The sequence below is a fragment of the Streptomyces sp. NBC_01788 genome, assembly GCF_035917575.1.
Lineage (GTDB): Bacteria > Actinomycetota > Actinomycetes > Streptomycetales > Streptomycetaceae > Streptomyces.
In genome coordinates this window covers 7,278,983-7,303,569 of the sequence record NZ_CP109090.1, presented here as the reverse complement: position 1 = coordinate 7,303,569, position 24,587 = coordinate 7,278,983, and the positions used below count along the sequence as shown (strand labels likewise).

Annotated in this window: 25 protein-coding genes, 3 pseudogenes and 1 riboswitch; of the genes and pseudogenes, 12 read left to right on the top strand and 16 right to left on the bottom strand. The window is 70.9% G+C overall.

Annotated features, from left to right (window positions below; genetic code table 11):
- The first annotated feature begins 5 nt into the window (after positions 1–5).
- Positions 6–701 (top strand): 4'-phosphopantetheinyl transferase family protein, encoded by a 696-nt coding sequence (locus tag OIE49_RS32570; protein WP_326805416.1) that lies wholly within the window; start codon positions 6–8, stop codon positions 699–701.
- Here the strand turns inward: OIE49_RS32570 and OIE49_RS32565 are convergent.
- The 4 genes from OIE49_RS32565 to OIE49_RS32550 all read right to left on the bottom strand — a co-directional run bounded on the left by OIE49_RS32565 (position 683) and on the right by OIE49_RS32550 (position 5,736).
- Positions 683–1,351, bottom strand: a complete 669-nt coding sequence (locus OIE49_RS32565) for a Crp/Fnr family transcriptional regulator (RefSeq protein ID WP_100570182.1) — start codon at positions 1,349–1,351, stop codon at positions 683–685. The genes OIE49_RS32570 and OIE49_RS32565 overlap by 19 nt on opposite strands.
- Positions 1,352–2,888: 1,537 nt before the next feature.
- Positions 2,889–3,239, bottom strand: a complete 351-nt coding sequence (locus OIE49_RS32560) for a hypothetical protein (protein WP_326805415.1) — start codon at positions 3,237–3,239, stop codon at positions 2,889–2,891.
- Between the two features lie 134 nt (positions 3,240–3,373).
- Entirely contained in the window at positions 3,374–4,657 is a 1,284-nt protein-coding gene (locus OIE49_RS32555) for a cytochrome P450 (RefSeq protein ID WP_326805414.1), read from the bottom strand.
- Positions 4,658–5,553: 896 nt separating this feature from the next.
- Positions 5,554–5,736 carry a VOC family protein gene (locus OIE49_RS32550; protein WP_326806391.1) on the bottom strand — a complete coding sequence of 61 codons (183 nt, stop codon included), beginning with the start codon at positions 5,734–5,736 and terminating at the stop codon, positions 5,554–5,556.
- 106 nt (positions 5,737–5,842) lie between these two features.
- Between OIE49_RS32550 and OIE49_RS32545 the strand changes: the two genes are divergently transcribed.
- Both OIE49_RS32545 and OIE49_RS32540 read left to right on the top strand, forming a co-directional pair.
- A complete protein-coding gene (locus OIE49_RS32545; protein WP_326805413.1) occupies positions 5,843–6,418 on the top strand; it encodes a YdeI/OmpD-associated family protein in 576 nt (191 codons plus the stop codon).
- Between the two features lie 273 nt (positions 6,419–6,691).
- Entirely contained in the window at positions 6,692–6,919 is a 228-nt protein-coding gene (locus OIE49_RS32540) for a hypothetical protein (RefSeq protein WP_326806448.1), read from the top strand.
- Here OIE49_RS32540 and OIE49_RS32535 read toward each other — a convergent pair.
- Positions 6,906–7,523 carry a TetR/AcrR family transcriptional regulator gene (locus OIE49_RS32535; RefSeq protein WP_326805412.1) on the bottom strand — a complete coding sequence of 206 codons (618 nt, stop codon included), beginning with the start codon at positions 7,521–7,523 and terminating at the stop codon, positions 6,906–6,908. The two genes, OIE49_RS32540 and OIE49_RS32535, sit on opposite strands and share 14 nt — an antisense overlap.
- Positions 7,524–7,747: 224 nt before the next feature.
- Between OIE49_RS32535 and OIE49_RS32530 the strand changes: the two genes are divergently transcribed.
- The gene (locus OIE49_RS32530) at positions 7,748–9,208 is read left to right on the top strand and encodes an MFS transporter (RefSeq protein ID WP_326805411.1); all 1,461 of its coding nucleotides are present in this window, start codon (positions 7,748–7,750) and stop codon (positions 9,206–9,208) included.
- Positions 9,209–9,424: 216 nt separating this feature from the next.
- Here the strand turns inward: OIE49_RS32530 and OIE49_RS32525 are convergent, their stop codons facing one another.
- Positions 9,425–9,802: a hypothetical protein gene (locus tag OIE49_RS32525; RefSeq protein ID WP_326805410.1), complete on the bottom strand. Its 378-nt coding sequence runs from the start codon at positions 9,800–9,802 to the stop codon at positions 9,425–9,427.
- A gap of 99 nt (positions 9,803–9,901) precedes the next feature.
- On the bottom strand, positions 9,902–10,177 hold the full coding sequence (locus OIE49_RS32520; RefSeq protein WP_326805409.1) for a hypothetical protein: 276 nt from the start codon (positions 10,175–10,177) through the stop codon (positions 9,902–9,904).
- A gap of 372 nt (positions 10,178–10,549) precedes the next feature.
- Here OIE49_RS32520 and OIE49_RS32515 point away from each other — a divergent pair.
- The 4 genes and pseudogenes from OIE49_RS32515 to thiI form a co-directional block, all read left to right on the top strand.
- A pseudogene (locus tag OIE49_RS32515) lies at positions 10,550–11,308 on the top strand (AAA family ATPase); the annotation flags it as partial.
- A 68-nt stretch (positions 11,309–11,376) separates the two neighbouring features.
- Complete coding sequence (locus OIE49_RS32510) at positions 11,377–12,021, top strand: TetR/AcrR family transcriptional regulator (protein WP_326805408.1); 645 nt, start codon at positions 11,377–11,379, stop codon at positions 12,019–12,021.
- A 116-nt stretch (positions 12,022–12,137) separates the two neighbouring features.
- Complete coding sequence (locus tag OIE49_RS32505; protein WP_326805407.1) at positions 12,138–12,833, top strand: alpha/beta hydrolase; 696 nt, start codon at positions 12,138–12,140, stop codon at positions 12,831–12,833.
- 255 nt (positions 12,834–13,088) lie between these two features.
- Positions 13,089–14,366: a tRNA uracil 4-sulfurtransferase ThiI gene (gene thiI, locus OIE49_RS32500; RefSeq protein ID WP_326805406.1), complete on the top strand. Its 1,278-nt coding sequence runs from the start codon at positions 13,089–13,091 to the stop codon at positions 14,364–14,366.
- A gap of 170 nt (positions 14,367–14,536) precedes the next feature.
- On the opposite strand, the pseudogene OIE49_RS32495 reads toward thiI, so the two are convergent.
- The 3 genes and pseudogenes from OIE49_RS32495 to OIE49_RS32485 form a co-directional block, all read right to left on the bottom strand.
- A pseudogene (locus OIE49_RS32495) lies at positions 14,537–14,758 on the bottom strand (enoyl-CoA hydratase-related protein); the annotation flags it as partial.
- Positions 14,733–15,809: an enoyl-CoA hydratase/isomerase family protein gene (locus OIE49_RS32490; protein WP_326805405.1), complete on the bottom strand. Its 1,077-nt coding sequence runs from the start codon at positions 15,807–15,809 to the stop codon at positions 14,733–14,735. The gene OIE49_RS32490 and the pseudogene OIE49_RS32495, both read right to left, overlap by 26 nt.
- Positions 15,806–16,018 (bottom strand): annotated as a pseudogene (locus OIE49_RS32485) (acyl-CoA dehydrogenase family protein); the annotation flags it as partial. The gene OIE49_RS32490 and the pseudogene OIE49_RS32485, both read right to left, overlap by 4 nt.
- Before the next feature lie 25 nt (positions 16,019–16,043).
- Here OIE49_RS32485 and OIE49_RS32480 point away from each other — a divergent pair.
- Positions 16,044–16,964 (top strand): cobalamin-binding protein, encoded by a 921-nt coding sequence (locus OIE49_RS32480; RefSeq protein WP_326805404.1) that lies wholly within the window; start codon positions 16,044–16,046, stop codon positions 16,962–16,964.
- A gap of 113 nt (positions 16,965–17,077) precedes the next feature.
- On the opposite strand, the gene OIE49_RS32475 is transcribed toward OIE49_RS32480, so the two are convergent.
- Complete coding sequence (locus tag OIE49_RS32475) at positions 17,078–17,467, bottom strand: (2Fe-2S) ferredoxin domain-containing protein (RefSeq protein WP_326806390.1); 390 nt, start codon at positions 17,465–17,467, stop codon at positions 17,078–17,080.
- A gap of 69 nt (positions 17,468–17,536) precedes the next feature.
- A riboswitch (cobalamin riboswitch) is annotated at positions 17,537–17,659 on the bottom strand.
- A 73-nt stretch (positions 17,660–17,732) separates the two neighbouring features.
- Positions 17,733–18,515, bottom strand: a complete 783-nt coding sequence (locus tag OIE49_RS32470; RefSeq protein WP_326805403.1) for an Fpg/Nei family DNA glycosylase — start codon at positions 18,513–18,515, stop codon at positions 17,733–17,735.
- 164 nt (positions 18,516–18,679) lie between these two features.
- On the opposite strand from OIE49_RS32470, the gene OIE49_RS32465 reads away from it, so the two are divergent.
- Positions 18,680–19,450 (top strand): maleylpyruvate isomerase N-terminal domain-containing protein, encoded by a 771-nt coding sequence (locus tag OIE49_RS32465; RefSeq protein ID WP_326805402.1) that lies wholly within the window; start codon positions 18,680–18,682, stop codon positions 19,448–19,450.
- A gap of 15 nt (positions 19,451–19,465) precedes the next feature.
- Here OIE49_RS32465 and OIE49_RS32460 read toward each other — a convergent pair whose 3' ends face one another.
- The 3 genes from OIE49_RS32460 to OIE49_RS32450 form a co-directional block, all read right to left on the bottom strand.
- Positions 19,466–19,648 (bottom strand): DUF397 domain-containing protein, encoded by a 183-nt coding sequence (locus OIE49_RS32460; RefSeq protein ID WP_326805401.1) that lies wholly within the window; start codon positions 19,646–19,648, stop codon positions 19,466–19,468.
- Positions 19,645–20,466: a helix-turn-helix domain-containing protein gene (locus OIE49_RS32455; RefSeq protein ID WP_326805400.1), complete on the bottom strand. Its 822-nt coding sequence runs from the start codon at positions 20,464–20,466 to the stop codon at positions 19,645–19,647. Before OIE49_RS32455 ends, OIE49_RS32460 begins: the two co-directional genes overlap by 4 nt.
- 161 nt (positions 20,467–20,627) lie before the next feature.
- Positions 20,628–21,896, bottom strand: a complete 1,269-nt coding sequence (locus OIE49_RS32450) for an alpha/beta hydrolase family protein (RefSeq protein WP_326805399.1) — start codon at positions 21,894–21,896, stop codon at positions 20,628–20,630.
- A gap of 132 nt (positions 21,897–22,028) precedes the next feature.
- On the opposite strand from OIE49_RS32450, the gene OIE49_RS32445 reads away from it, so the two are divergent.
- Positions 22,029–22,646, top strand: coding sequence for a TetR/AcrR family transcriptional regulator (locus OIE49_RS32445; protein ID WP_326805398.1), 618 nt, complete (start codon positions 22,029–22,031; stop codon positions 22,644–22,646).
- A 31-nt stretch (positions 22,647–22,677) separates the two neighbouring features.
- Positions 22,678–23,889 carry a bifunctional class I SAM-dependent methyltransferase/NUDIX hydrolase gene (locus tag OIE49_RS32440; RefSeq protein ID WP_326805397.1) on the top strand — a complete coding sequence of 404 codons (1,212 nt, stop codon included), beginning with the start codon at positions 22,678–22,680 and terminating at the stop codon, positions 23,887–23,889.
- 260 nt (positions 23,890–24,149) lie between these two features.
- On the opposite strand, the gene OIE49_RS32435 is transcribed toward OIE49_RS32440, so the two are convergent.
- Positions 24,150–24,503 (bottom strand): hypothetical protein, encoded by a 354-nt coding sequence (locus tag OIE49_RS32435; protein ID WP_326805396.1) that lies wholly within the window; start codon positions 24,501–24,503, stop codon positions 24,150–24,152.
- Positions 24,504–24,587 lie beyond the last annotated feature (84 nt).

The window sequence follows — 24,587 nt, the reverse complement described above, 5'->3', positions numbered from 1 at the left end:
CGCGCGTGCCCGACTCGGACCGCGACACCGCGGTCCGGGCGGGGCTGGCACTGCTCACGCCCGCCGAGCACGACCGGCTGGCCCGCTTCCGCTTCGCCCGGGACCGCGCCCAGTACGCGGTGGGGCACACCCTGCTGCGCGCCGCGCTGACCCGGTGTCACCCCGAAATCCCGCCGCAGCAGTGGGAGTTCCGCACCACCTGGCACGGCCGTCCGGAACTCGCCGGCCGCACCGCGGAGACCGGGCTGAGGTTCAACCTCTCCCACACCCCCGGCGCGGCCGTCTGCGTGGTGACCCGCGGGACCGACTGCGGCATCGACGTCGAGGAGACTGCTCCGCACCGCACCCGCCGGCTGCCCGGAGTGCTCGCCCCCGCCGAGGCCGCCGCGCTCGCCAAGCTGCCCGCCGACGGGCACGCCGACGCTTTCCTCCGGTACTGGACCCTGAAGGAGGCCTACAGCAAGGCCCTCGGCCTAGGCCTCGCTCACCCATTCAGCCGCTGCGACTTCGGCGCGCTGCCCGACACCGGGACGATCACGATGGCCGCCGACGCCACGAACCAGTGGCAGTTTCACCAGTGGCGGCCGGGATCCGGCCACATCGCCGCGCTCGCCCTGCGCCGCGGCGCGGGCGCCGCCGGGTTGGTAGTGGTCCACCACGGCGACGCCCCTGCCGGCTCCACTCAGACCTTCGCCACGTAGCGCGCCAGCCGGGTCTCGTGCACCGTCAGCTGGGCCGAACCGCTGTGCACCAGCAGCCCGTCGTCGGAGAACCGCTTGAGGAAGAACCCCACCCGGGAACGCGTGGTCCCAACCATTTCCGAGAGTTCCTCGTGCGTTATCCGCCGTTCCATTCTCAGCTCGGCCCCCTGCCGCCGACCAACCTTCCGAGCGAGATCGAGAAGTGTCACCGCGAGCCGCTGCTCGCAGTTCATGGTCACCATATTGGCGATCAACCGCTGCTGCCAGGACAGCTGTTCCATCAAGTGCAGGGCGAACTCCTCAGCGTTCTCCCGATCCTGCAGAACCGCCGCCACATGCGCCGCCGATAATTTCCGCAGGACACTCCGCTTCATCGCCGTCGCGGTCTCCGTACGCATTCCCTGAAGAATTCCCAGCTCACCGAAGAACTCCCTCTCCACGCATATGGAGAGCAGGCATCGCTTACCATCCAGAGAGCCCGAAACGATCTTCACCTGGCCCTCCTCGACCAGGTACAGGCTGTTGTCGGACTGCCCGCTGGAATACACGTTCTCGCCGCGCGCCAGCCGCACCGCCGGGGCCGACCTCCCACTCCCCACCATGCTGTCTCGCAGAGTTTCCCATAAGGGCATGGACGTGGAGACGAACATATACTTCCCCCTAGCATACGGTGGTCGCACCCATCAATCAAGCCGGGTTTGGGCCAACAATGAAGTCGAAAACCCGTTCCACCCTCCCCCAAACAAATTTGCCCCCTACACCCCGGCCAAAAACCTCGCCGCAGATACCTCCGGCCAGCCACCCGACCCGGCCCGATCACCGGCCCGATTCACCGACCGAAAAGGGAGCCGTATCCGGCCATCGCGCCCGACAACACCCTGCTCCAGGCGCTGCGCCACCGCCCGGCAAGCGGCGCAATCGACACCCAGCCGTCGAATATGAGATAGGTCACAATCTCACCGACAGTTTCCCGCGGCGCCCAGGTGGCCGACGCGCTCGCTCTGGACGAGGACGCGGTCCGGGCGGTCGACGTCGCCGACTGTCTGGCCACCTTGCTGGTCACCACTGCTGCCCAACCAGTGTTCGAGCTCTACCCGGGCGGCCTCGAGCGGCAGACCGGAGTGCTGCGACTCGGTCCGGCCGTCGACGCGAGGACCGTGGCGGCCTCGCCGGCTGTGGGGCGTCACGTCCTGACGGACCCGTACGGTCGAGGTTCACGTCGCCTGAAGGCGTCATGCGGTCGCCGAGTCTGCGCCCTCGTGTCCTTGGCTGTCGGTTCCGCGCGTCCGATGCCGTCGCGCATGTGAGCGCCGAGCGCAACCGCCTGGCCCGAGATGGACGAGACATCCACGGCGCAGCCGTCGAACCACCCGGCATCGGCCCAGCCGCACGGACGGTCCTGGACCGGGTGCACGGAGACGGCGGCGCAGACGCCGGACTCACCGCAAGAACCTGGTCGGCCGCCTGGGCAGCGCCATCCGTTGGGCCATGCCGTGGACCGAAGACCTCATCCGCCGGCGCGCCACGCCGGACCCGGACATCGCCGCAGCCGCCTGGCAGCTCGGGGGGACGGCTGAAGACCGCGACACAAGCGGCGACAGCCTGGCCTCCCTACCAGGCACAGCAGCAGGCCGGCATGCGACGCTTCGACCCGCGCTCGGCGTTCCACCGTTCCTGGCCGACGGGACGCCACCGGCTCTCCCGCCCCACGAATTCGACAAGTCCGGCTGGAGCATCCGTTCGGACAGGCCGGGCGGCCCGGCGTTCCGTAGCCAACAAGGGAAGCCCCAGAAAGGGGTTCGGCCCCTCGGGAGAGGGGCGGCACCACGAGGACTCAGTCTTGGGCCAGGGCTAGCGGGGCGGCGTTGACGCCCCGGTTCGCCACCTCATGCTGCAGGCGGAACTCAACCGGGCCACCGGCACCGACACCGCCGAGGCGTGGGCCCGGGCCGCATCGGTCCTGGAGGGACCGGAGCGCCCCTACGAACTGGCCACCGGTGACGGCCGTTGGGCGGCTGCCCTGCTCGCGCGCAGCGGTGGAGCGTGCCCGGCTGCTTCGCCAGGCCCATACGGCGGCCCGATCGCTGGGAGCCGGGCCACTGACCGCCGAGCCGGCAGCCACTGCCCCCGCACGCTGTCGGCCTCGGCCCGGGCGGCACCCCGACCGGGGAGGACGAACCCGCAGGGTCAACGCCCGGGGGATCGCTGCTGCGGGACATGGGCCTGACGCCCCGCCGACCCGGGCGCGCCCCTCTGCTTGCCCTTACCGCGGCCGCCCGGCTTGGCCCGGCGCTCCTTACCCGGCGGCACCTTCCCGGGGGCGTCGTCCTTCGAGGGCGGCATCGAGGAGTTGGAGCTGTTGCGCAAGCGCAGATGCTGAAGCCTCGCCAGTTCCCGGGCCTGCCACTCGAACGTGTCCATCCAGTCGGCGAGTTGCACGGCCATGGCCGCGATCTGCGCATCCCGACGGGCGATCACCACCGCCGGCTCACCGAGCCGGACGGCTCGACCACGGGGCGAGCCCGACCAGCTCGTCACGCGCCATCGACTCCAGCTCGGGCACGGCAAAATCCCATCACACCGCACGACCGACGCCGCACACCCTCACGAACCGTCACATCGCAGCAAGCACCGTCACGCTCCGCAGGAGTGATTCCTCGCCGGGGTACGGGTTATGCCTTGGCCTCCGGTACCGGGTGCACGGTCATCGGGAGTGCGCTGGCCCCCATGATGCCCTTGCACACCTCCCGGACCGGGCGGCCGGGTACCGGCCGGAGTTCGAAGCGGGGCAGCACGGTGGCCAGCGCGAAGGCCATCGTCAAGTTGGCCATCGATTCTCCGGCGCACATGCGGGTACCCGCGCCGAAGGGCATGAACAGCTCGCGACGGGGCTGCTGGGGGTGCCCTGGTGACCACCGGTCGGGGTTGAAGGTGGTGGGATCGGAGTAGACGGCCGGGTCGCGGTGCAGGGCGGTGAGGCTGGTCAGCAGTTCGGCCTCGGCGGGGAATGCGAAGCCGCCGACCTTTACCGGTCGGGTGGTGCGCCGCATGTCCATCCAGCCGGGGCTGCGTAGCCGCAGGGTCTCGTTGATGACCTGGCGGGTGTATACCAGGCGGCGCAGGTCGCCCATGGTGGGGTCCCGCCCGTCCAGCACCTGGGCGAACTCCTCGCGCAGTCGCTGGGCGGCCGTGGGGTGCTGGGCGATTTCGTGGAAGGCCCAGCCCAGGGCATGTCCGGAGCTGTCGCCGCCGGCGATCAGCATGGACAGCACCTCATCGCGCAATTCGCCCGGGCTCATGGGCTGGCCGTCCGCGTCCCGGGCGGCGACCATGCTGGACAGGATGTCGCCGTGGTCGTGGGGGTCGGTCAGGTACCGGTTGATGATCGAGGTCAGGGCCGCTTCGAGCCGGTCCCGCGCCCGGATGAAGCGCCGGTTGGCCGGGGTGGGCAGCTTGTCCACCAGGTCGCTGGGGACCACGCTGCGGATGCCGACGCCGGCTATGAAGTCGGCGATGGTGTCCCGGATGGTGTCGGCGTCGCCGGCTACCTTGTCCGAGGAGAACAGCGCGGTGTTGATCAGCGCGTTGGCCAGGGTGTCCATCTCCCGGGCCATGTCCACGACGGTACCGGGCTGCCAGGTGTCGACCTGCGCTTTGATGCCGGCCTGCAGCGCGGCCACGTCGTACCCGGGGTGGTCGTGGCTGAACGCCTGCTGGACCATCCGGCGTTGGCGCAGGTGGAAGGCGCCGTCGGAGCTGCCGAGCCCGTTGCCGACCAGCGGGCGCACCTTGCTGAAGAACCGCCCCCGGGCGAAGGTGTCACCGCCGTCGCCGAGTATTTCGCGGGCCATGGCGTGGTCGTTGATGAGGAAGGTGGGAATGCGGCCCATGCGCAGCCGCAGCACGGGTCCCTCGGCACGAACCCGCTCGAAGAAGGCCAGCCTCTGGACCGCCACGGCCGGCCTGTGCCCGGCAAGCAGGAAGCTGCCGGATGCGACTGGCACAGAACCAACAACCTGATCCGACCGACCCGACATCAGCTCGCTCCCGTCGTCATTTCCCACTGGAACAGGAAGTACTCACCCAACGCCTCGCCTCAACTGCGGGTCGTCCGAGTGCGTTTCGACGGTAGCCCGGGCCGGTGGCCGCCCGGCGCTCAGAATTGAGCAGTGGCACCGGAATCCAGCGGCTGCCCGCGCAGGTCCAGCCGGACCGGGGGGCAATCGACGCCGAGGGGCGCCGACGGCCTGACCTACGCCCGGTGGCGGCGCCGGGCCACCTCGGTCGGGCAGGCCCTGCGGGGCGCGGCGTGCGCCGGGGCACCCGGGTCGGGCCCGCCCCCGAACTTCGACGGCTGGACCGCCACCGTGGCCGACCTGATGGTTTGTACGTCGACCTCGTCAAGCCGAGCACCGGGACCCGGTCGCGGACGGCGGCGGCGTAGCCGGTGGTGCTCACCGTGCAGCCGGCGTGGCTCAGCGCGCCTCCGTCGACCCGCGGGTCGATCGCGAACGCGACGACGGGGATCCCACTGACCCGGCCCAGGGCGGCGAGGACGCCGGATGACGCGCCGGGGGTCAGGGGGACGAGGGACCCGGCGTCGAGCATTTCCGCGAGCCTCGCCCGCGGCTCCCGGGCATCCCCTGGCCCGCCGACGTGCCCGGTCGTGGCGGCGGCGCGCTGTCGGCGACGACGGGCTGACCGCCGGGCACGTCAGTGCTCCAGGCGCAGCGGGATGCGGCTGTAGTACTGGTTGCCGAGGCCGGGATGGCGCTGCGGCACCCCGGCGTGGGCGATCGTGGCGTACCCGCCGAGCAGTTGCACCGCCCGCGCTGGGATCAGCTACCCGCGGTCAGGGCCACTTCGGCGCCCGGAAGTCGGCAACGCGCTGGAAGCCGATGGCCGGCCCCTCGCCAGACAGGTCGGCGTAATCGTCGCTGCTGTAAGAGACCGTCATTCCGGTCAGCTGCCTGTAGAACTCAGCCAGGCGGGCGGGGTCCGGACAGTCGAGGGTGACTCCGTAAAAGCTTGTCAGTGCCGTCGTTGCGCGATTGCGCTCCTGTTTTCAACCGATTTCGGCCAACCCCGCCGGTACCCGAGGTCCGCCTCCTCGGGCCGCCATCTTGTGCTTGACTAACACCATGGCCCGAGACGAAGAGATCATCGAATTCGCATCGGCGGCGGAGCTGCAGGATTGGCTTTCCCGCAATTATGCCGCGTCCCGCGGGTTCTGGCTGAAGCTTACGAATAACGCCGCGGGCGAAGACGTCCTGACGTACGCCCAGGCCCTCGACGTGGCATTGTGCTACGGGTGGATCGACGGCCAGAAAGGCAAGCTCGACGACGCCCACTGGCTCCAGCGGTTCACGCCGCGGTCGGCCCGCAGCCGGTGGTCCAAGGTCAACCGGGAGAAGGTCGCCGCCCTCATCGAGCAGGGACGGATGCAACCGCCGGGGATCGCCGAGGTCGAGCGGGCCAAGAGGGACGGGCGCTGGGAAGCGGCCTACGCGGGGGCGAAGTCCGCCACCGTCCCGGACGACCTGGCGCGGGCGCTGGAGGCCAACCCGGCCGCCGCGGAGTTCTTCAAGACCCTCGACAGCCAGAATCGCTACTCCATCCTCTACCGGGTGCAGGACGCCAAGAAGCCCGAGACCAGGGCCCGGCGCATCGAGAAGTACGTCGGCATGCTGGCCAACCACGAGAAGATCCACACGTGACCGCGCGGCGGCATCCTGCCGCCCAGGGGGCCTGGCCGGCGCCCGGGTGAAGGTGACGCCGGCGACGCGCCCGTCCTCTTCGAGCAGGCCGGTGGCCTGGCAGCGCTCACGGAACCCGGCTCCGGCGGCCACCGCGCCGTCGGCCGGAACCTGACTGCCGGCAATCGCTCAATACTGCACTGCCTGCCCGGGGCCGGGTGCGTACGGTCAAGGCCATCGGCCGCGCGTCCGGGGCGCGGTCACCCCGACCGGCGCGACTGCGCCCTCTGTGAGGTGGCCATTGAGGAGTTCGACGTCATCGTCATGGGCGCGCGCTGTGTTGGTTCCCCCAAGGCCATGCTCTTCGCCCAGGCCGGGTACCGCGTCTTGCCGCTGGACCGGGCGCGCTTTCCCGCTGACACCCTGTCCACCCTCAATGGCTGCTGCCGCGCGATCGAGGAAGTACCGGCGGCCTACGCCCCCCGGCGACACCGCATCGTCCTGGGGGCTACTGGCGGATGATGGGCATGATCAGCTCGTCCACCACGGCCACCAGGTAGTCGTCGGGAACCGGGGCCGAGTCGCCGAGGAAGCGCTGCACCAGCATGGCGGGCCCGAGTTCAGCGACCAACGGGCTGAGCCGGCCGGGGCGGATCTCGCCGCGCTGCACCCCGCGCTCCAGGATCAGCTGGAAGACGTTCTGCCGGGGCTGGAAGACGCGCTCCTGCACCAGGCGGACCAGCGGCCGGTCCCGGTCGATCTCGGCCAGCAGGCTCTGCACCGCGCGGCCGACCGGGGAGTTGAGGACCTCTGCCTTCTGCCGCATGTGCTCGACCAGGTCGTCGCGGACGTTGCCCTTGTCGGGCGCGTCCTCGGGCGCGGGCAGGGCGTAGTCGAGCGTGTCGACCACGAGGTCGGCCTTGCTGGGCCAGCGCCGGTAGAGCGCCGCCTTGCCCGTCCGGGCATCGGCCGCCACCCGATCCATGGTCAGCCTGGCATAGCCGACGGCCTCGAGCTGGGTGATCACCGCCGAGTAGATGGCGCGCTCCAGGTCCTTGCCCCGCCGACGGCTTGCCGCCGGCTTCCTGGGCGGGTCCTGGTCGCCGACCGCCGTGTCGGCAGCCAATCCGACTCCGGACACGGCATCCCCACTTCCCGGACGGCCCCCCAGCCGACCGCATGGTGAACGATTGCGTTCCCTACTTGCCACTGCTAGAGTGCCGAACAGTGAACGCTATCGTTCCTTAACGTTCCCAACATCTTACCTGATAAGGCTACCAAATGGCTGTTAGCACCCACGCAATCGCAGCCCCGGCGAGCCCGCCCCGGCTAGCGCATCGCACTGGCCTCATGCTGGTTGTCATCGCGATCGCCCAGCTCATGGTAATCCTCGACGCCACCATCGTGAACGTGGCGCTCCCCAGCATGCAGACGTCCCTGGGTTTCTCCACGCAGAACCTGTCATGGGTGGTCAACGCCTACGCCCTCGCGTTCGGCGGGCTGTTACTGCTCGGCGGCCGGGTCGGTGACCTCCTCGGCCGCCGCCCGGCCTTCATCGGCGGGGTCTCGCTGTTCACGCTGGGGTCCCTGCTCGGCGGCCTCGCCCAGAACTCCGGATGGCTGCTGGGCATGCGCGTCATTCAGGGCGCCGGGGCCGCCATCGTCGCCCCGACGGTGCTGTCCCTGATCGCCACCGGCTTCCCGACCGAGCGGGAGCGCAACCGGGCGTTCGCGGTGTTCGCCGGCGTGTCGGGCGCGGGCGGCGCGATCGGCCTGGTGGCAGGCGGGTTGCTCACCGAGTGGGTCTCCTGGCGCTGGGTCCTGCTGGTCAACGTGCCCATCGGCGTCGCCCTGGCCCTGGTCGCGCCGCTGTTCATCGGCAAGTCGCCGCGGAGCGAGGGCCGGTTCGACTTCGGCGGCGCGATCACTTCCACCGGGGGCGTGGCCCTGCTCGTGTACGGCTTCATCCACGCCTCCGACAGCGGCTGGCGGGATGCCACCACGGTCGGCTCGTTCGTCGGGGCCGTGGTCCTGCTGGCGGCCTTCGTCTTCATCGAGAGCCGCACCCCGCAGCCGATCATCCCGTTGCGCCTGTTCGCCAGCCGCAACCGCTCGGGCATCTACGCCCTCGGCGTGGCGATGATGGGTTCCCTGATCGGGATGTTCTTCTTCCTGACCCTCTTCTTTCAGAACGTGCTGGCCTACAGCCCGCTCAAGACCGGCCTGGCCTTCTTGCCGCTCAGCGTCTCGATCATCGTCGTCTCCGGCGTGATGATGCAGCTCATTCCCAAGATCGGGCAGCGCCTGCCGCTGGTGGTGGGGACGCTCTTGATCACGGGCGCGCTCATCTGGCTGTCGACGATCTCCGCCGACAGCGCCTACCTCGGCGACCTGCTCGGTCCCATGCTGCTGTACGGGATCGGGGCGGGCATGGTGTTCATGCCGATGACCATGGTCGGCGTGTCCGGGGTGGAGATGCAGGACACGGGGGCCGCTTCGGGCCTGCTCAACGCGACGCAGCAGATGGGCGGCTCGCTGAGCCTGGCGGTCATCATCACCGTGTACGGCGCGGCGACGAGCGGGGCGACGGGCGACAAGGCGCACGTCCTGGCCAAGGGCGCCTCGGCCGGCTTCCTGGTCGCGGTGGCGATCACGGTCGTCGCGCTCGCCCTCGTGGTCCTCCTCATCCGGCCCGCCGCGGACGCGCCCATGCCGGGGACGATGCCCGGTATGGACGCCGGCGCGGCCGCGGAGCCCGAGCTCTCGGCGGACAGCTCGCCGTCGGCCCCGCTGACCGAGAACCTGGAGTAGCCGCCGGGAAGACGGTGGTGCGGGGCGGGTCTGCGGACCCGCCCCCTCAGCCAGTGCCGCGACAGGCAACGTTCGCCCCGTCGCGACGCCCGGCACTCCCCCAAGCTCTTCGAGCAGGGGGACCCCCACTCTCGCCGCACCGGCCGAAAGCCCAAGTACATCCAGTACGAGGACTTCCGGCCGGCACACCGAGAGCACGCACCGGACGCCGCTCCTTCACGGGCAAACGTCACCTGCCGCGGCACTAGGTCCGAGTTGCTGCCTGATCACGGCCTTGACCACCTTGCCGGTCGCCCCGCGGGGCAGGCTCGGCCAGTCGTGGAATCGCTCGGGATGCTCGTGCGGCTTGAGCCGCCCGGCCAGGAAGCCCGGCAGCCCGTCCAGCGCCCGAGGGTCCCGCAGGACCACGATCGCGTCCGCCCCGGTTCCCTCGGGGCTGCGGCCGACGGTGAGGTTCCCGCGCGGGTTGGTGAATCCCTTCGCAGGCCCGGTCGTGCCGGAGGTGTGGAGGATGTCGGCGATGTCGCCGGGGCGAGGTCCACCGCGACCGGCGTCTCGTCGCCGCCGTCGAGGTCCGCGACCGTGCGCGCCCACGCGCCCACGCGGCGCGGCGGCCGCAGCCCCGCGCCGTGGATGACGCCGCGCACGCCGCCCTCGGCCAGCCGGCACTCCAGCTCCGCCTGCGGGTAGCTCTCATGCAGGTGAACCCCGCAGGCACCGCACTGAGGACGGCGAGGCAGGCGACGGCGTAGTCGACCAGTCCATCCCGCCGAACAGCAAGGCGATGGCGTCCCCGCGCCGCACCCCGGCCCGCAGCGGGCCGTTCGCCGTGCGATTCACGCGGCGCTGCCATTCCCAGTAGGTGATTCCTCCGGTGCCGTTGACATTCATCGCCACCCGGTCCGGGAAGCGCTCCGCCCGGGCCGGCAGCAGATCAGTCACCGCCACCCAGTCTTTTTCGTCACTCATGTTCGCTCATGCGCCAGTCGACAGATCAGACGAACAGTAGGATTTCCCCAGGGCGCCCGTCTGCTCATTGTTGAGCTTTGCAGAACCGCATGATGCGATGACGTTCGATCGGCGTTATACGAATTCTTCCGTATCATGCGCGCGTCCCGCAGGATGGCCTTGAGGATGCGGAATATGTTCACCTGGTTTCCGCGACCGACCCCGTCGTTTTCCAACTCGTTCAAGAAGGAACGCTTCGACGACGAGGCCCTGCGGCGGCCCCCGCACCCCGATCCACCCCCGACCGGAAGCAGGCCGGAACTGATCCGGCGCTACCGCGAGGTGGCCACGGAGTTCCCCACGTCGGACCTCCCGCCCCTGGAGACGGCGTACTGGCTCGTCAAGCCCCGCTCACTGGTCCGGGGCACGTGGGACGAGGCGAAGGAGGCGGCGGTCGCCGGGCTCGTCGAACGCCCCGAGGGCTTCGGTCATGTGGTCGTGGACGAGGCCCAGGACCTGTCGCCGATGCAGTGCCGGGCGATCGCCCGGCGCAGCGCCTTCGGCTCGATCACGGTGCTGGGCGACCTGGCCCAGGCCACCGCGCCCTGGTCGGCGCGGACCTGGCGGGAGCAGCTCACGCACCTGGGCAAGGCGCAGGCCACGGTCGTCCCGCTGACCACTGGTTTCCGGGTCCCCGCCGCCGTCATGGAACTGGCCAACCGGCTGGTGGCCGACCTCGGCGTCGACGTGCCGTCGGCCCGCTCGCTGCGCCGCGACGGCGAGTTGACGGTCAGCGCGGTCGACGACACGTCGGCCGCCACCGTGTCCGCCGTCCGCGCGGCTCTCGAACGCGAAGGGTCGGTCGCCGTCATCGCCGCCGACGCCGCGGTGGCCGCCACCACGGCGGCCCTGTGCAAGGCGGGCATCGAGACGGCGACCGGCGAGGAGGTCGGCACGGCCGCCCGGGTGAGCGTGCTGCCCGCGACGGTCGTCAAGGGCCTCGAGTACGACCATGTCGTCGTGGTGGAACCGGCCGCGATCGTCGAGTCCGAGCCGCGCGGACTGCACCGGCTGTACGTCGTGGTGACGCGGGCGGTGTCCCGGCTCGACGTCCTGCACGCCCGTCCGCTGCCGGAGCCGCTCACGGACTGACGGTCGCGGGCCGACGGTCGCGGGCTGAGATATATTGACCGAGTTAATTCACGTACTCGAATGGCCTGGTGAACGCGCCGATGGGCTTGCGGGAGCGCAAGAAGCAGCGAACGCGGGAGACGATCTCCGACACGGCGATCACGCTCTTCCTGGAGCACGGGTTCGACCAGGTCTCAGTCGTCGACATCGCGGCCGCGGCCGAGGTCTCCAAACCCACGCTGTTCAAGTACTTCCCGACCAAGGAAGACCTGGTAGTCCACCGGTTCGCCGACCACCAGACGGTGAGCAGCACCGTCGTGGCGGAGCGACCGCCGGGAACGTCCGCGATCGACGCCCTGCACCAGCACTTCCTGAACGGGCTGGCGGCGCGGGATCCCATCACGGGACTCAACGACGACCAGAGCGTCCTGGCCTTCCACAGCCTCGTCTACTCCACGCCGAGTCTTGTGGCACGCGTCGGCCAGTACCTGGCCCAGGCCGAGGAGGCGCTGGCCCGGACCCTGGTCGACGCGCTCGACACGGGCCGCGAGATCACGGCGGCCCTGCTGGCCGGCCAGGTGATCGCCACGGAGCGCATCCTGGCGTCGGTGAACTGGCAGCGCATCGTCGCCGGCCGGTCCGCGGACGAGGTCCACCCCGAAGCGGTGGCCGACGCCGACCACGCCTTCGCCCTGTTGCGCCACGGCCTGGCGGGAGTCGCCCCGCCGAAGTGAACGACGCCCAGGGCTGCTTCGACGCCTTGTGGCAGTCGTACTGCCTGCGGCAGTCGTACTTCTGCTGTCGGCCAAGGCGGTGGCGCCTCCCACGCCACGGCCGACACGATCGTCACATGCAGCCGATCTTCGTTCTCGTGCACAGTCCGTCCGTGGGCCCCTCGACCTGGCGCCCTGTGGCCGAACGCCTGACAGCGGCGGGACACCGGGTACGCGTGCCGTCCCTGCTGCACGTCGGCGTCGGCGGTCCGCCCTTCTGGCCTCGTACGGTCAGTGCCGTCCGCAACGACCTGCGGCAGGTCCCGGCCGACAGTCCCGTCGTGCTGGTGGCACACAGCAACGCCGGGTTGTTCGTGCCGGCGATCCGCTCGGGCCTCGACCATCCGGTGACCGGTTCCATCTTCGTGGACGCCGCGCTACCGGCCCGCCGCGGGCAAACCCCCGTCGCTTCATCCGAGTTGCTGGAATTCCTCCGCCCGATGGCCGTGGACGGCACGCTGCCGCGCTGGACCGACTGGTGGGACGAAGCAGACGTCGCGCCCATGTTCCCCGATCCCGAAATGCGGCGGACGGTCGTGGAGGAGCAGCCCGCCCTGCCGCTGTCCTACTACGAGCAGCACGTCCCGATCCCCGACGGCTGGGACGACCACCCCTGCTCCTACTTGCTGTTCGGCCCTCCGTACGCCGAACTCGCCGCCGAGGCAGGCGATCGCGGCTGGCGTGTGGCCCACCTGCCGGGCGCACACCTCCATCAGATCGTCGACCCTGCGGGAACAGCCCGGCACCTCGTCGAACTCGCCGCCACGACGTGATAACGCGCGGAGACCGGCCGCCCGGCTCTCGGGTGTTTCGTTTGGATCAGGCCGGATCAGGGAGCGGGGTCTTGTGCCGTGTGTCGCAAGGCGGAGGAGGGCGGCAGGGCGGAGCCCTGCCAACCGACGACAACGCGGCGAGGCACGGTGCCAGGACCCGCGAGCCCGGCATGATCCAAACGAAAGACCCTAGGCCCCCCGGCGGCACGGAGGGCACCTGCGACGACGACCGGGGCTTCTGAGAGGCTCACTCACATGTCCGACGATCCCCGCATACCCGCTCCCCGGGCCTCCTCCGATGCCGCCCCCGTCCCCCACGGCCCGTGCGTGCTGCTCAAGCACGGCGAGGTCTTCCTCAAGGGCCGCAACCGCCACCGCTTCACCGAGCGGCTTCAGGACAACCTGCGCGTCGCGCTGCGCGGTGTCGGCGGCTCGACCTGGATCAAAACCGCGCACAACGTGACCGTGCTGGGCGGGCAGGTGCCCGTCGAGGCCCTGGTGGAGCGGGCCCGGCGGGTCGTCGGCTTCAACTCCGTCGAGCCCGCCGTACGGGTGCCCAGCGCCCTCGACGACATCACGGAGTCGGCGATCGACGCCCTGCGTGCCGTGAGCGGTGAGCGCCGGGGACTCCGCTTCGCCGTGCGGGTGCGGCGGTGGGACAAGCAGTTCCCGCTGACCTCCTCCCGGATGGAAGTGCTTCTGGGGTCCCGCGTGCTCGATGCCGTGCCCGCGCTGACGGTCGACCTCACCACGCCCGACGTGACGCTGAACGTCGTGATCGACCGCAGGGAGACGTACCTCTCCTGCGAACGCCTCCCCGGTCTGAGCGGACTGCCCGTCGGGACCAGCGGGCGGGCCCTGGTCCTGCTCTCCGGCGGCTACGACTCCCCCGTCGCCGCCCACCGAGCCATGCGGCGCGGACTGGCGTGCGACTTCGTGCACTTCAACGGCGCTCCCTACACGAACCCCTCGTCCGTGTACAAGGCGTACGCCCTGGCCCGTGAGCTGAACCGCTACCAGCCGCCCGGAACCCTGCACGTCGTCGCGCTCGGCAAGGCGCAGAAGCAGCTCGCCGTGGCGGGGGCCGGGCGGCTCCAGGTGGTCGCCCAGCGCCGGCTGATGGTGCGCACCGCCTCCGCGCTGGCCGGCCGCATCGGCGCCCAGGCGCTGGTGACCGGCGACAGCCTCGGGCAGGTCGCCAGTCAGACGCTGGCCAACCTGGTCGCGGTGGACGAGGCGGCGGCGCTGCCCGTACTGCGTCCGCTGATCGGCCGGGAGAAGCAGGAGATCATCGACGAGGCCCGGTCCATCGGCACCGCCGACATCTCGGTCCTGCCCGACGAGGACTGCTGCAGCCTCCTCGCCCCTCCCCGCGTCAGCACCGGCGCGCGCCTGCCGCACCTGCGCTCGGTCGAGCAGCGCCTCGACCTGGAGGAGGTGGTCGAGGCCCTGCTCGATTCGGCACAGGTGCTCCGCCCCGGGGAGGACGAGGAGGTGCCGGTGGCGGACGACGGCTGCCCGGCACCGGCCTGACGCCTTGACAGCCGGGCCGCGGCACGGCGCACCCGGGTGCGCCGGCCGGCGATCCGCCATCGGCCGGCGATCCGCCGTCGGCCGGCGGCCAGTTGCCGGCCGCCGGCCCGGGGCCGGACTCGTCGGCGCACGGGACGACGGCCACGTGGGTCAGCGGTGGCCGAACTGCGGTCGTCGGCGGGGACCACCCGCGAGACCAGCCCGGCGCGTTCGGCCTCCGCCGCGTCCATGGTGCGCCCGGTCAGGCACAGTTCCATGGCCTTGGCCTTGCCGACCGCGCGGGTCGGACGCCGGGAGCCGCAGTTGCCGGGGATCACCCTGAGCTTGGCGGCCAGCGGGGAGCGAATCCGATGAACGCGGTCCGGGTCACCAAACCACCTCCGCGGTGCTGCCGGGGTCGGCGAGGCCCAGTTCACGGACGCCGAGCGGGGCGAAGTAGCGGTCCACGTCGGCGTCCATCACCTCGGCGAGGGTGCCTGGAGACCAGCGGGGGCGGCGGTCCTTGTCGATGAGCTGGGCGCGGATGCCCTCCACCAGATCGGGGCTGCTCAGGGCGGCGCAGGAGACGCGGTACTCCTGGTCCAGGACCGCCTCAAGCGATCCGAGACGGCGGGCGCAACGCACGGCGGCCAGGGTGGCCTTCACGGCGGTCGGTGACCTGGTGAGCAGGGTTTCGGCCGCCTCCTTGGCTGCGGGCTCATCCTGGTCCAGCAGCCGGCTCACGATGTCTTCGACGGTCCCGGCGGCGTAGCAGGAGTCGATCCACGCCCGCCGCTGCGCCAGCTCTCCCTGCGGCGGCGTCCGAACATGAGACGCCAGGGCGTCCCGTACGGGCATGCGGGCAAGGTCGCCGACGAAGGCGCCGAGCGCTCCGGACGGTATGTAGTGGTCGGCGAGACCGCACAGCAAGGCGTCGCCCGCGCCGATCTGCGCGCCGGTCAGCGCGAGGTGCGTGCCCAGCTCACCGGGTGCCAGGCCGAGCAGGTAGGTGCCGCCGACGTCGGGCACGAAGCCGATGCCCGTCTCCGGCATCGCGATCCGCGAACGCTCGGTGACGATACGGACTCTGCCGTGCGCGGAGACGCCGACGCCGCCGCCCATGACGATGCCGTCCATGATGGCGACGTACGGCTTCGGGTAGCGGGCGATGCGGGCGTTGAGGTGGTACTCGTCGCGCCAGAAGGCGGCCGAGGCGGTGCCGTCCCCGTCGCGGGCGTCGTCGTGGATGGCACGGATGTCACCGCCCGCGCACAGGCCGCGCTCCCCCGCGCCGGTGATGACGACGGTCTCCACGGCCGGGTCGTGTTCCCAGGCCGTCAGTGCCTCGTCGATGCGACGCACCATCTCATGGGTGAGGGCGTTGAGGGCCCTGGGCCGGTTGAGGGTGATGTGGGCGGCCCGTCCGGCAGTGTGGAACAGGACGGGTTCCTCGGTGGCGGTCATCCCACCGCCTCCGTCAGGCCGCGGGCCACGATGACACGCATGATCTCGTTGGTTCCTTCCAGGATCTGGTGGACAGGCAGGTCACAGACGATCTTCTCAATGCCGGACTTGCTGAGGTAGCCGTAGCCGCCGTGCAGTTGGAGAGCCCGGTCGGCGACCGAGTACCCGGCGTCGGTGGCGAACTGCTTCGCCATGGCGCACAGGGCGGGTCCTGGAGTCTCCTACAGTCGACGTATGCGCATCGTCTCCCTGCTGCCCGCCGCGACCGACATCGTCGCCGAACTCGGCCTTTCGGAGCAGTTGGCCGGCCGCACCCACGAGTGCGACTGGCCGCCGCGCGAGGTCGCCTCCGTCCCCGTGGTGACCGGGGCGGACCTGGACCAGGACGCGCTCACCAGCCGGGAGATCTCCGACGCCGTCGGCGGGTCGGCGCACTCCGGTTCGTCGCTGTACACGCTGGACACCGAGGCCCTGGCCGCTCTGCGCCCCGACGTGGTGCTCACCCAGGACCTGTGCGACGTGTGCGCGGTGTCGTACGAGAGGGTCAGCCGGACCGTACGGCTGCTCGACGCCGGCACCCGGGTCCTCAGCCTGGAGCCGCGCACGCTCGACGACGTACTGGACTGCCTGGTCACCGTCGGCGACCTGCTCGACGTGGGTGAGCGCGCGCGCCAGCGCCGGGCCGAGCTGCGGGACCGCCTCGACCGGGTCCGCGACGCGGTCGCCGGACTCGGCCGGCCCCGGGTGGCGGCGATCGAGTGGCTCGACCCGCTATGGCCCGCCGGGCACTGGGTGCCCGAGCAGATCACCGCCGCCGGGGGCAAGCCGCTCCTCGCCGCCCCCGGCGAGCACACCAAGCCGGTGACCTGGGAGGCGGTACGCACCGCGCAGCCGGACGTGGTCCTCGTCCTGCCGTGCGGCTTTCCTCCCGAACGCACCCTGCGGGAAGCCTCGTTGCTCAGCGGGCTGCCCGGCTGGACGGATCTGCCCGCGGTACGGTCCGGTCGCGTCTGGGTGCTGGACGGCCCGTCCTACTTCAACCGGCCGGGGCCCCGGGTGGTGCGCGGCGCGGAGGTACTCGCCCAGGTCCTGCACGGGGTGCCGGCCGGCGACCCGGTCACGCTGGCGGAGGCCCGGCCGTTCCCCGGCCGGTGACGACGGGACGGTCTTCGCGCTGGTACGGGTCTCCTCGCGCGTGCGGGCGTCCCAGCGCGTGCAGGCGTCCCAGCGGGCGCGTCCTGGCGCGTCCGTCCCGGCACGCACGAGCCTCAGGAGTCCGTGGGTCGCCGTGGCGGCTTGATGGCGTAGAGGCCGAGGATCTCCGGCAGGGGGGCAACCCCCGGGCCCCCGGCGCGCACCCAGGCGACGATGTCCTCGGTCGCGTCCACGTCGTTGACGAGTCCGAGCCAGACCGGCCGCGCGCCGGCCGCCCGGCCCACGGCGGAGGGCTGGACCACGATGACGTTCGCCTGCTCGCACACGTCGAGGCAGTCGGAGACGCGCATCGGCACCTCCGCGCGCAGCCGCGCGGTCTGCGCCGCGTGATCCACCCCGGTCACCTTGGGGCTGCCGCAGCAGCAGTCCCGGCACACGACGACCCGGCACGGCACCGGACCGCTCCCCGCCACGGCACCGTCCGGCGCCTCGTCCGTCGGCATTTCGGGCACGCCGCCCCACTCCCCTCCCGGGGAGATCCGCCCCGGTGTCGATCGAGGAGGCGACCGCGTGAGTCTCCTGGCTCCCGGGTCTTCGCTCGTCCCGCCTTCCCACCCCGTACGGGGCAGTGGCGTTCCGGAACTCGCTCACCGGTCACAGTGGCGGGACCGCGCCGGATTCACACCGGCTTCCTCGGACCGCCGTCGCCTTTTTGTCGCCGGTCATCATCCCATGATCGGTTCCGCCCTCCGCAACGGCCCGTTCCGCTCATCTCTGGCACTGCGGGCACCAGACCGTGCGGCGTCCGCCGACGCGGTTCGAGCACAGGGGCCACCCGCAGCGAGGGCACATCGGCTCGCGGTCGTCGCGGTGCCCGGTGAGCCAGGAGCGCCTCGGCGGCACGCACCCGGCACGGACGGACGAATCCAGGACCCGGCCCATCCGCGCGTGAACACGCCGGAGCGCGGTCTCGCTCAGGTCCCGCGCCCGGGTCCGGGGTGCCACCCGGGCCCGCCAGAGGATCTCGTCGCACAGGAGGTTCCCGAGACCCGCGATCACGGACTGGTCCATCAGCGCGCTCTTGACGGCACGCCGCCGTCCCGACAGCAGGTCCCGGAACTCCGCTCGGCTCACGGTCAGGGCGTCGGGACCCAGACCGTCCACGATCCGCGCGAGCCGCGCGTCGTCGGCCAACTGCACGCCCTGGAGCTTGCGTTGATCGCCGTAGCGCAGGTGCCGGGCGCCGTCGAGCGTCAGCACGACGCGATCGTGCGGCGCGAGGGGCTCGTCCGGGGCACAGCACCGCAGCGACCCCGTCATGCCGAAGTGCCAGACCAGTACGGGACCGCCGTCGCCGACCGGCACGAACAACCACTTTCCGTGCCGCCACGCCTCCCCCAGGCGCCGGCCCGTCAGCTCCCTGCGCAGCCGCTGCGCGCTGACGCCCCCCAGCACCCCAATGTCCCGCACCTCGACGTCCGTGACGCACCGCTGCCGGCCGCAGGTCATCAGCACCTCGCGGAATCCCTCGACATCCGGCAGTTCGGGCATGCGCTCGCCCCGGCTCTCCGTCGTACGGTCGTCAGGTCGCCGCACGCGAACGGGTACCCACGGAGGGGGCGACCGCACCCGCTCGGCGCTCCGCCCCGAGGCACTGTGCCCCGATCGGCCGCCCGGTGGTTTGGTCTGCGGCCCGACCGGGATACCCATGGCACGTGATCCCGTCCAAGGTCGACGACACGCTGCCCGAGCTGGCTCCCTTCATCCACGCCGTGCAGGGCCGTAGGCCCGACGACGGCACGTGGTGCGAGGCGTGGACCGTGCGCGACATCCTGGTCCACCAGACGGGGAACGCCGAGGAACTGGCGCGGGTGCTGCGAGCGTTCCTCGCGGGCGCACCGGTGGAGACCAGGAGCTTCGCGCGCGAGGCTACCTACCGGCGGATGTCGGACACCGAGCTCTGGGCGGCGTTCATGACCAACTGTGAACAGCTCACCGAAATCGCGGCGGCCGCGGCGCAGGACCTGTCCCCGGACACGGAAGTGATGTGGACCGGCCGTTCCGTGCAGGTCCCCTTCTTCGCGGAACACATGCGGGAGGAACTGATCCTCCACCGCTGGGACCTGACCGGCGACGACCGGACGGCCGTGCGGTCCCTCAACGAGTCGTGGATGACGGAGCACAGCGTGGTGTCGGTGGGCCGGCCCCTGCTGGTCCGGGGCCGCGCCGGTCTGGACCTGGGCCCCGAGGGGCGGGTCGAGGGCCGCCTGCGCACCCCGGGCACCGACGACATCGTGGTGGCCGCGGACGCCGACGGCGGCACGATCCGGCTCGCCGCCCCGGAGGGCCCGGCCACGATCGAGAGCGACGCGGCCACCCGCGTCCTCCTCCTGTGGGGCCGCCGCCCCGCCGACCCCACCCGCTGGCACAGCACCGCCGGCCCGGAGGCGCTGCGGAGGGTACGGACCCTCCTCGGCGGCTATTGAGCCACAGCTCCCGGCCTACCCCACGAACCCGAGGAACTCCGCCCACGCCGGGGAGGCGACCTCGAACCGCGGTCCGTCAATCTGCTTGGAGTCGCGTACGTGCACGGCCCCGAGTGCGAGTGCGACTTCCACACAGCTGTCGCCTTCGGACCCGCTGTAGCTGCTCTTGAACCATTCCAGCTGACTGTTGGTGCTCATAGCGCTCCTCGCATCCGCTGCAACAACTCGGCCGAGTCCGCGGGGGACAGAGCCTGCGAGCGCATCTTGGCATAGCGCATCTGCATCACGCTCACCGCTTCCCGGTCAGAAACCAGCTGCCCGGTCTTCTGCCCCTCCGAGTACCCCAACCACTGGCGCTCCGGGGTCTCAAGAAGCTGCATGGGCCCGTCCGTACCCGCGTGGTGGGGCTGCCGCTGCGGCATGATCTGCAGCTCCACGTTCCACGGTTGCGTGCGGACGAGGAGGTGGTCGAGCAGTTCCCGGGTGACCTCCTCGTCTCCCGTGTGCCGCAGCAGTACCGACTCCTCGACAATGAAACTGAACGCGACCGGCGGCCTGCGCGTCAACAGTTCCTGCCGCGCCAGCCGGGCGGCGATCCGCTCCTGCAACTGCTCCACCGTCGGCGGAGGCGGCACGTTGAGCATCACCGCGCGCGTGTAGGCCTCGGTCTGGAGCAGCCCCGGCACGACCCGGCACTCGTACGTGCACAGGCTGACCGCCGTCTCCTCCAGCTGCGCCCACTCCCGGAACCAGACCGCGAGCCCGCGCTGCCGCCCGACATGCCGGGCCACGGCCCGCAGCACACCGAACGACTCCAGAGCCTCCTCCGCCCGCTCGACGAAGGTCGCGGAGGGCATCCGCCGTCCCTGCTCCACCGAAGCGACCGAAGCGTGCGAGTAGTTGAGCCGCTCGGCCAACTGTTCCTGCGTCAGCAGGGCCCGTTCACGGAAGACCTTCAGGGCCGCCCCGAACGCCTTCATACTGCCGGACGAATCAAGCGCACTGCCACTTGCCATGGCTGAGCACCCCCTTGTCACACCGCGTCACCTCTTGCAACGAGTACAACGGCCGGATGCCGAGAAGGGGTTACGTGCCGGGTTCGCCTGGAACCCGTACACGACGGCGTGTACGGGCGGCGTCACAGCACACGCGCGACCGCGACGCGCACCGCGGAGGGTCACTCGCGGTCGAGCAGGAAGGCGGGAATCTCCTCGCGGGTGGGGTGGTCGGGCAGGGGTGCCGGCTCGCCTCGGAGGAACGCGGTGATGACCGCCGCGGTTCGATCGTCGTTGTCATCCAGGCCGTTCCACATGTGATGCCCGACGCCGGACATGTACTGCGTGCGCTGGATGGCGGGGTCATTGGCCAGGATGGTGGTCGCCCACTGGCGAAGCTGCGAGGAGCACTCGGCGATCATCAGCATGGCGGGGGTCTTTGAGCGCCGGAGTCGCGATGCGATGGAGGGAGAGTCCTTCACCGTCTGCTGGACGCGGAGGCTGGCGGCGGGACTGAAGGAGAAGTTCTGGGGCGTGTCCTCGGACGGGATTCGGTCCGCGTCGCGCGCGCAGTAGGCGGAAGCCGTGTCGCTGCCGAGGTCGGCGGCGGTGAACGCGTTGTCGCCCTCAGCCTGTCCGATCAGCCCGGTGTCGGTGGTGAGGAGGCCGAGCCGCATGAGGCCGAACGCCACGGCGTACCGGGGGATGTGTGTCGATCGCGGTCCGTTCGCGCTCGGTGCGAGGCCGCGCGCTGACGGACGTCCCTTGTGCCCGCTGATCCTCGATGTGGGGCCGTCCATCGGGCCGGGTTCGGCGATGACCGCCTGGTGCAGCCGGGTGGCGGCCGAGGGTTCAGCCAGGGCCCGGGTGAGGACGACCGCGCCGGCCGAGAAGCCGAGGACGTCGACCTTGCCCTTGTCCAGACGCTGGATGAAAGCGTCGAGGTCACGGACCGATCTGGAGATCGTGTACTGGTCCATGGGGAGCGGGTCGCTGCGTCCTCCGCCGGCCTGTTCGTAGGCGTAGACGTCGTGACCCTGGCGGGCCAGAAGTTGCAGGAACCGGTGATCGAGTACCGATATTCCGCGGACTGGTCCGCCATGGAGGTACACGAGCGGGACGGGGTGTCGGCTGCCCTGGCCTGCGGGCGGGTAGTGGTAGACGGCGACCCTGCTTCCGGTGTTCAGGCTCCAGTGCTGTGTGGCCACGAAGGGCAGGGCGGGCGGGTACCGCCGGGTCGTGGGCACGGTCGGAACGCAGACCGACGCCGTCAGTGCCGCCGCGACGACCACCGGCAGGAACGGCACGAGTCGAGCCGCCCCGGTCCGGCTGCGGCCCAGCCACAGTGCGGCGGCGCAGGCGACGCCCAGGGTCGTCAGCCACGCGACGCCCCCTGAGCCGGCCCCGCCCGTGAGGACGATCAACACGAGAAAGACAACAGTCAGTGTCACGACGGCAGTCAGGGCCTGCAGTAAGCGTGCGGCGAAGCGTGCAACGCGCATGGCGAACAGGGGCACGGCGAACTCCCAGGTTTCAGAACGCTGTTTCAAAACGACGTTATCAGAGCGGGGTACGCTTCTGGCATGGGTAGGCCGAGGACGAACGACGAGGCGGTCAAAGAGCGGCTCGTGGCATGCGCGACCGAGATGCTCGCCACGGGCCCGCGCGAATCGGTCACAGTCCGCGCCGTGGCGGCTGCCGCCGGAACGTCGACGACAGCGGTGTACTCCCTCTTCGGCGGCAAGGACGCCTTGATCGAAGCGGTGCGCGACAGAGCTGTCGCCGGCCTGTTCCAGGACCTGTCGGGAGCGCCGGCCTCCGAGGATCCCCTGGCCGACATCTACACCCTGGCCGGCGCGTACCGGCGGTGGGGGCGCGGACACAGCCACCTGTACACGGTGCTGTTCGGAGGGGCGCAATCCTTCGATCCATCGGGCGCGGTCGGCACCCATGACCCCATCCGTCCGCTCCTCGCGGCGATCGACCGCGCCGTGACGGGCTCTCTCCTCGCCGGCGACGCGACGTCCATCGCGCTCTCCTTGTGGGTCACCCTGCACGGAGTTGTGACGCTCGAACTCGCCGGCGCCCTCGACGCCTCCACGGCGGAGGCCGCGTTCCGATCGGCGATGCATGCCACCCTGCGCGGCTGGGCGACACCCACGGTGTTCCGCGACCTCCGCCGCACCGAACTCGTTCTCTGAACAGTGTCAGGAACTGACTTGGAGCCCTTCTGTGACGGCACGCCCCGCACACGAGCAGAGCTGGACGGTCTACGGTCAACGCCAACTGGACTTCGGCTACTTGCCGCCCGTACCCGACCGTATCGACTGGGGATTCCGGCCCGGCGTGGGTCCCGGAGCCGAGGTTCTCGGAGACATCCGCGGCAAGCGGATCCTGGACGTCGGGTCCGGTCCCGGTCACCACGCCGTCCACCTGGCCCGTGAGTACGGCGCCCTCGTGGACGGCGTCGACCTGTCCCCCACCCAGCACCAGCGTGCGCTGAACGCTCACGGCAGCGAGCCCGGAGTCCGCTTCCTGTGCGGTGACGTCGCCGAGCATCTGCGGCACGCGGAGCCGTACGAGGCCGCCTACGGCATCCGCACCTTCGCCTGCGTCGACCCGCGCCACCTGCTGCCGGCTCTGCGGGACGGTCTGGTCGACGGCGCGCCCCTCGTCTTCTCCGCCCTCCACACCGACGCCGACGCACAGGGGCCGTCCGGAGAGGTGGTGCCACGCCGGGCATTGATCCGGCTGCGCGACGAGGAGCCCATCCCCACTCAGATGTGGGTACTCACTCCGCGGCTCTGGGAAGACCTCCTGACCGAGCACGGTTTCCAGGTGGAAGGGGTCGAACTCCTCACCGCACCGGACCCCGGCAACCCCGGGATCCTCCAACTCGTCCGGGCCCGACGCCACCGCACGCCCAGCCGACCACCTGTGACCAGTCGCCCACGGACCACCCGGCCGCCCGTACCGCACGCCGCGATCGGCGTCGGAGCCATCGTGTTCGGCGAACGGGGCTTGCTGCTGGGACGCCATCGGCACGGCACCTGGGAGCTGCCCGGGGGCACCGTCGAGCCCGGCGAGTCCCTCCACGACACCGTCGTACGCGAACTCGCCGAGGAGACCGGACTCGTCACGCGTCCCGAGGACGTGACTCTGCTGGGCACACTCCTCGACCACGTCGACGACGTCGTACGCGTCACCGTCGGCGCCGTCGTCACCGCCTGGCAGGGCGAGCCCGCCGACCAGCCGAACGAGAGCGTCGGCGACTGGCGCTGGTGGCCCCTGGACCAGCTGCCCCAGGGCCTGTTCGGGTGCAGCGCCCAGATCCTCACGTCCTGGCGCCCCGACCTGCCGCCCATCGCCCACACACCGGCACACTTCACTCCGTACGCGGACGGAACGCCGACACCCACGAAGGCGAACGGCGCAACCCCGTGAACGGGAATGGGTGAGAGGGGAACTGAGACGGCTCGGCTGACCGCCGACGGGGCCCCCTACCGCGGGGGCCGGCCTGCCCTGCTGACATCGCCGATGCCCTGACGACCATCTCAAAGCCGGTGGGCACTCAACGCCCAAGCGCGAGTCGGATGGCGTCGGCGCTTACCTCCACAGTCAGCCCCCAAGGCTGCCGTGGTCACGCCAGGCAAGGCGGGATCATCGCATCGGGTCAGTCCGCTACGTCACGGAGTCCACGCAGTTCAGTGAAACTCGTGAACCAGCCGGATCTTGCCGACGATGTGAGCGTTGAACTCGTCACGCTCCCCGGCCGGTACCCACAGTTCCAGTATCGTCTGTCCGCCTGCCTGCTGGACCGGGTACCTGCGCAGGAAGGCTGACTCCACTTCGAAGCGGGTGACGAAGCCGGCGCCGTCGTGCTTGACGTTCCAGTCCCGCGCGATCTTGACGGCGTAGTCCTCGTTGAGGACCGGGTAGAAGATCGGCTGCTCGGGGAGCCGAGACGGCCAGGAGCGCCAGCCCAGCTCACGCACCAGCTCCAGTTCCTTGGGGCCGGTGGGACGCCACAGCGTCGTCGTTGCTCGCCGGCTGGTCACGGGAATCGCTCCTGGGTGAGGCCACCGCCGATGCGGCCGGCCAGGAGCCCGACGGTATCGACAGCTCGAGTACGACGGCCACCG

Bases quoted from the DNA above. Each gene is read 5' to 3' on its own strand.
- OIE49_RS32565 (WP_100570182.1), bottom strand. From the start codon at position 1,351: ATGTTCGTCTCCACGTCCATGCCCTTATGGGAAACTCTGCGAGACAGC.
- OIE49_RS32545 (WP_326805413.1), top strand. From the start codon at position 5,843: ATGGCCCGAGACGAAGAGATCATCGAATTCGCATCGGCGGCGGAGCTG.
- OIE49_RS32530 (WP_326805411.1), top strand. From the start codon at position 7,748: ATGCTGGTTGTCATCGCGATCGCCCAGCTCATGGTAATCCTCGACGCC.
- OIE49_RS32520 (WP_326805409.1), bottom strand. From the start codon at position 10,177: ATGAGTGACGAAAAAGACTGGGTGGCGGTGACTGATCTGCTGCCGGCC.
- OIE49_RS32505 (WP_326805407.1), top strand. From the start codon at position 12,138: ATGCAGCCGATCTTCGTTCTCGTGCACAGTCCGTCCGTGGGCCCCTCG.
- thiI (WP_326805406.1), top strand. From the start codon at position 13,089: ATGTCCGACGATCCCCGCATACCCGCTCCCCGGGCCTCCTCCGATGCC.
- OIE49_RS32490 (WP_326805405.1), bottom strand. From the start codon at position 15,809: ATGACCGCCACCGAGGAACCCGTCCTGTTCCACACTGCCGGACGGGCC.
- OIE49_RS32480 (WP_326805404.1), top strand. From the start codon at position 16,044: ATGCGCATCGTCTCCCTGCTGCCCGCCGCGACCGACATCGTCGCCGAA.
- OIE49_RS32475 (WP_326806390.1), bottom strand. From the start codon at position 17,467: ATGCCGACGGACGAGGCGCCGGACGGTGCCGTGGCGGGGAGCGGTCCG.
- OIE49_RS32470 (WP_326805403.1), bottom strand. From the start codon at position 18,515: ATGCCCGAACTGCCGGATGTCGAGGGATTCCGCGAGGTGCTGATGACC.
- OIE49_RS32460 (WP_326805401.1), bottom strand. From the start codon at position 19,648: ATGAGCACCAACAGTCAGCTGGAATGGTTCAAGAGCAGCTACAGCGGG.
- OIE49_RS32455 (WP_326805400.1), bottom strand. From the start codon at position 20,466: ATGGCAAGTGGCAGTGCGCTTGATTCGTCCGGCAGTATGAAGGCGTTC.
- OIE49_RS32445 (WP_326805398.1), top strand. From the start codon at position 22,029: ATGGGTAGGCCGAGGACGAACGACGAGGCGGTCAAAGAGCGGCTCGTG.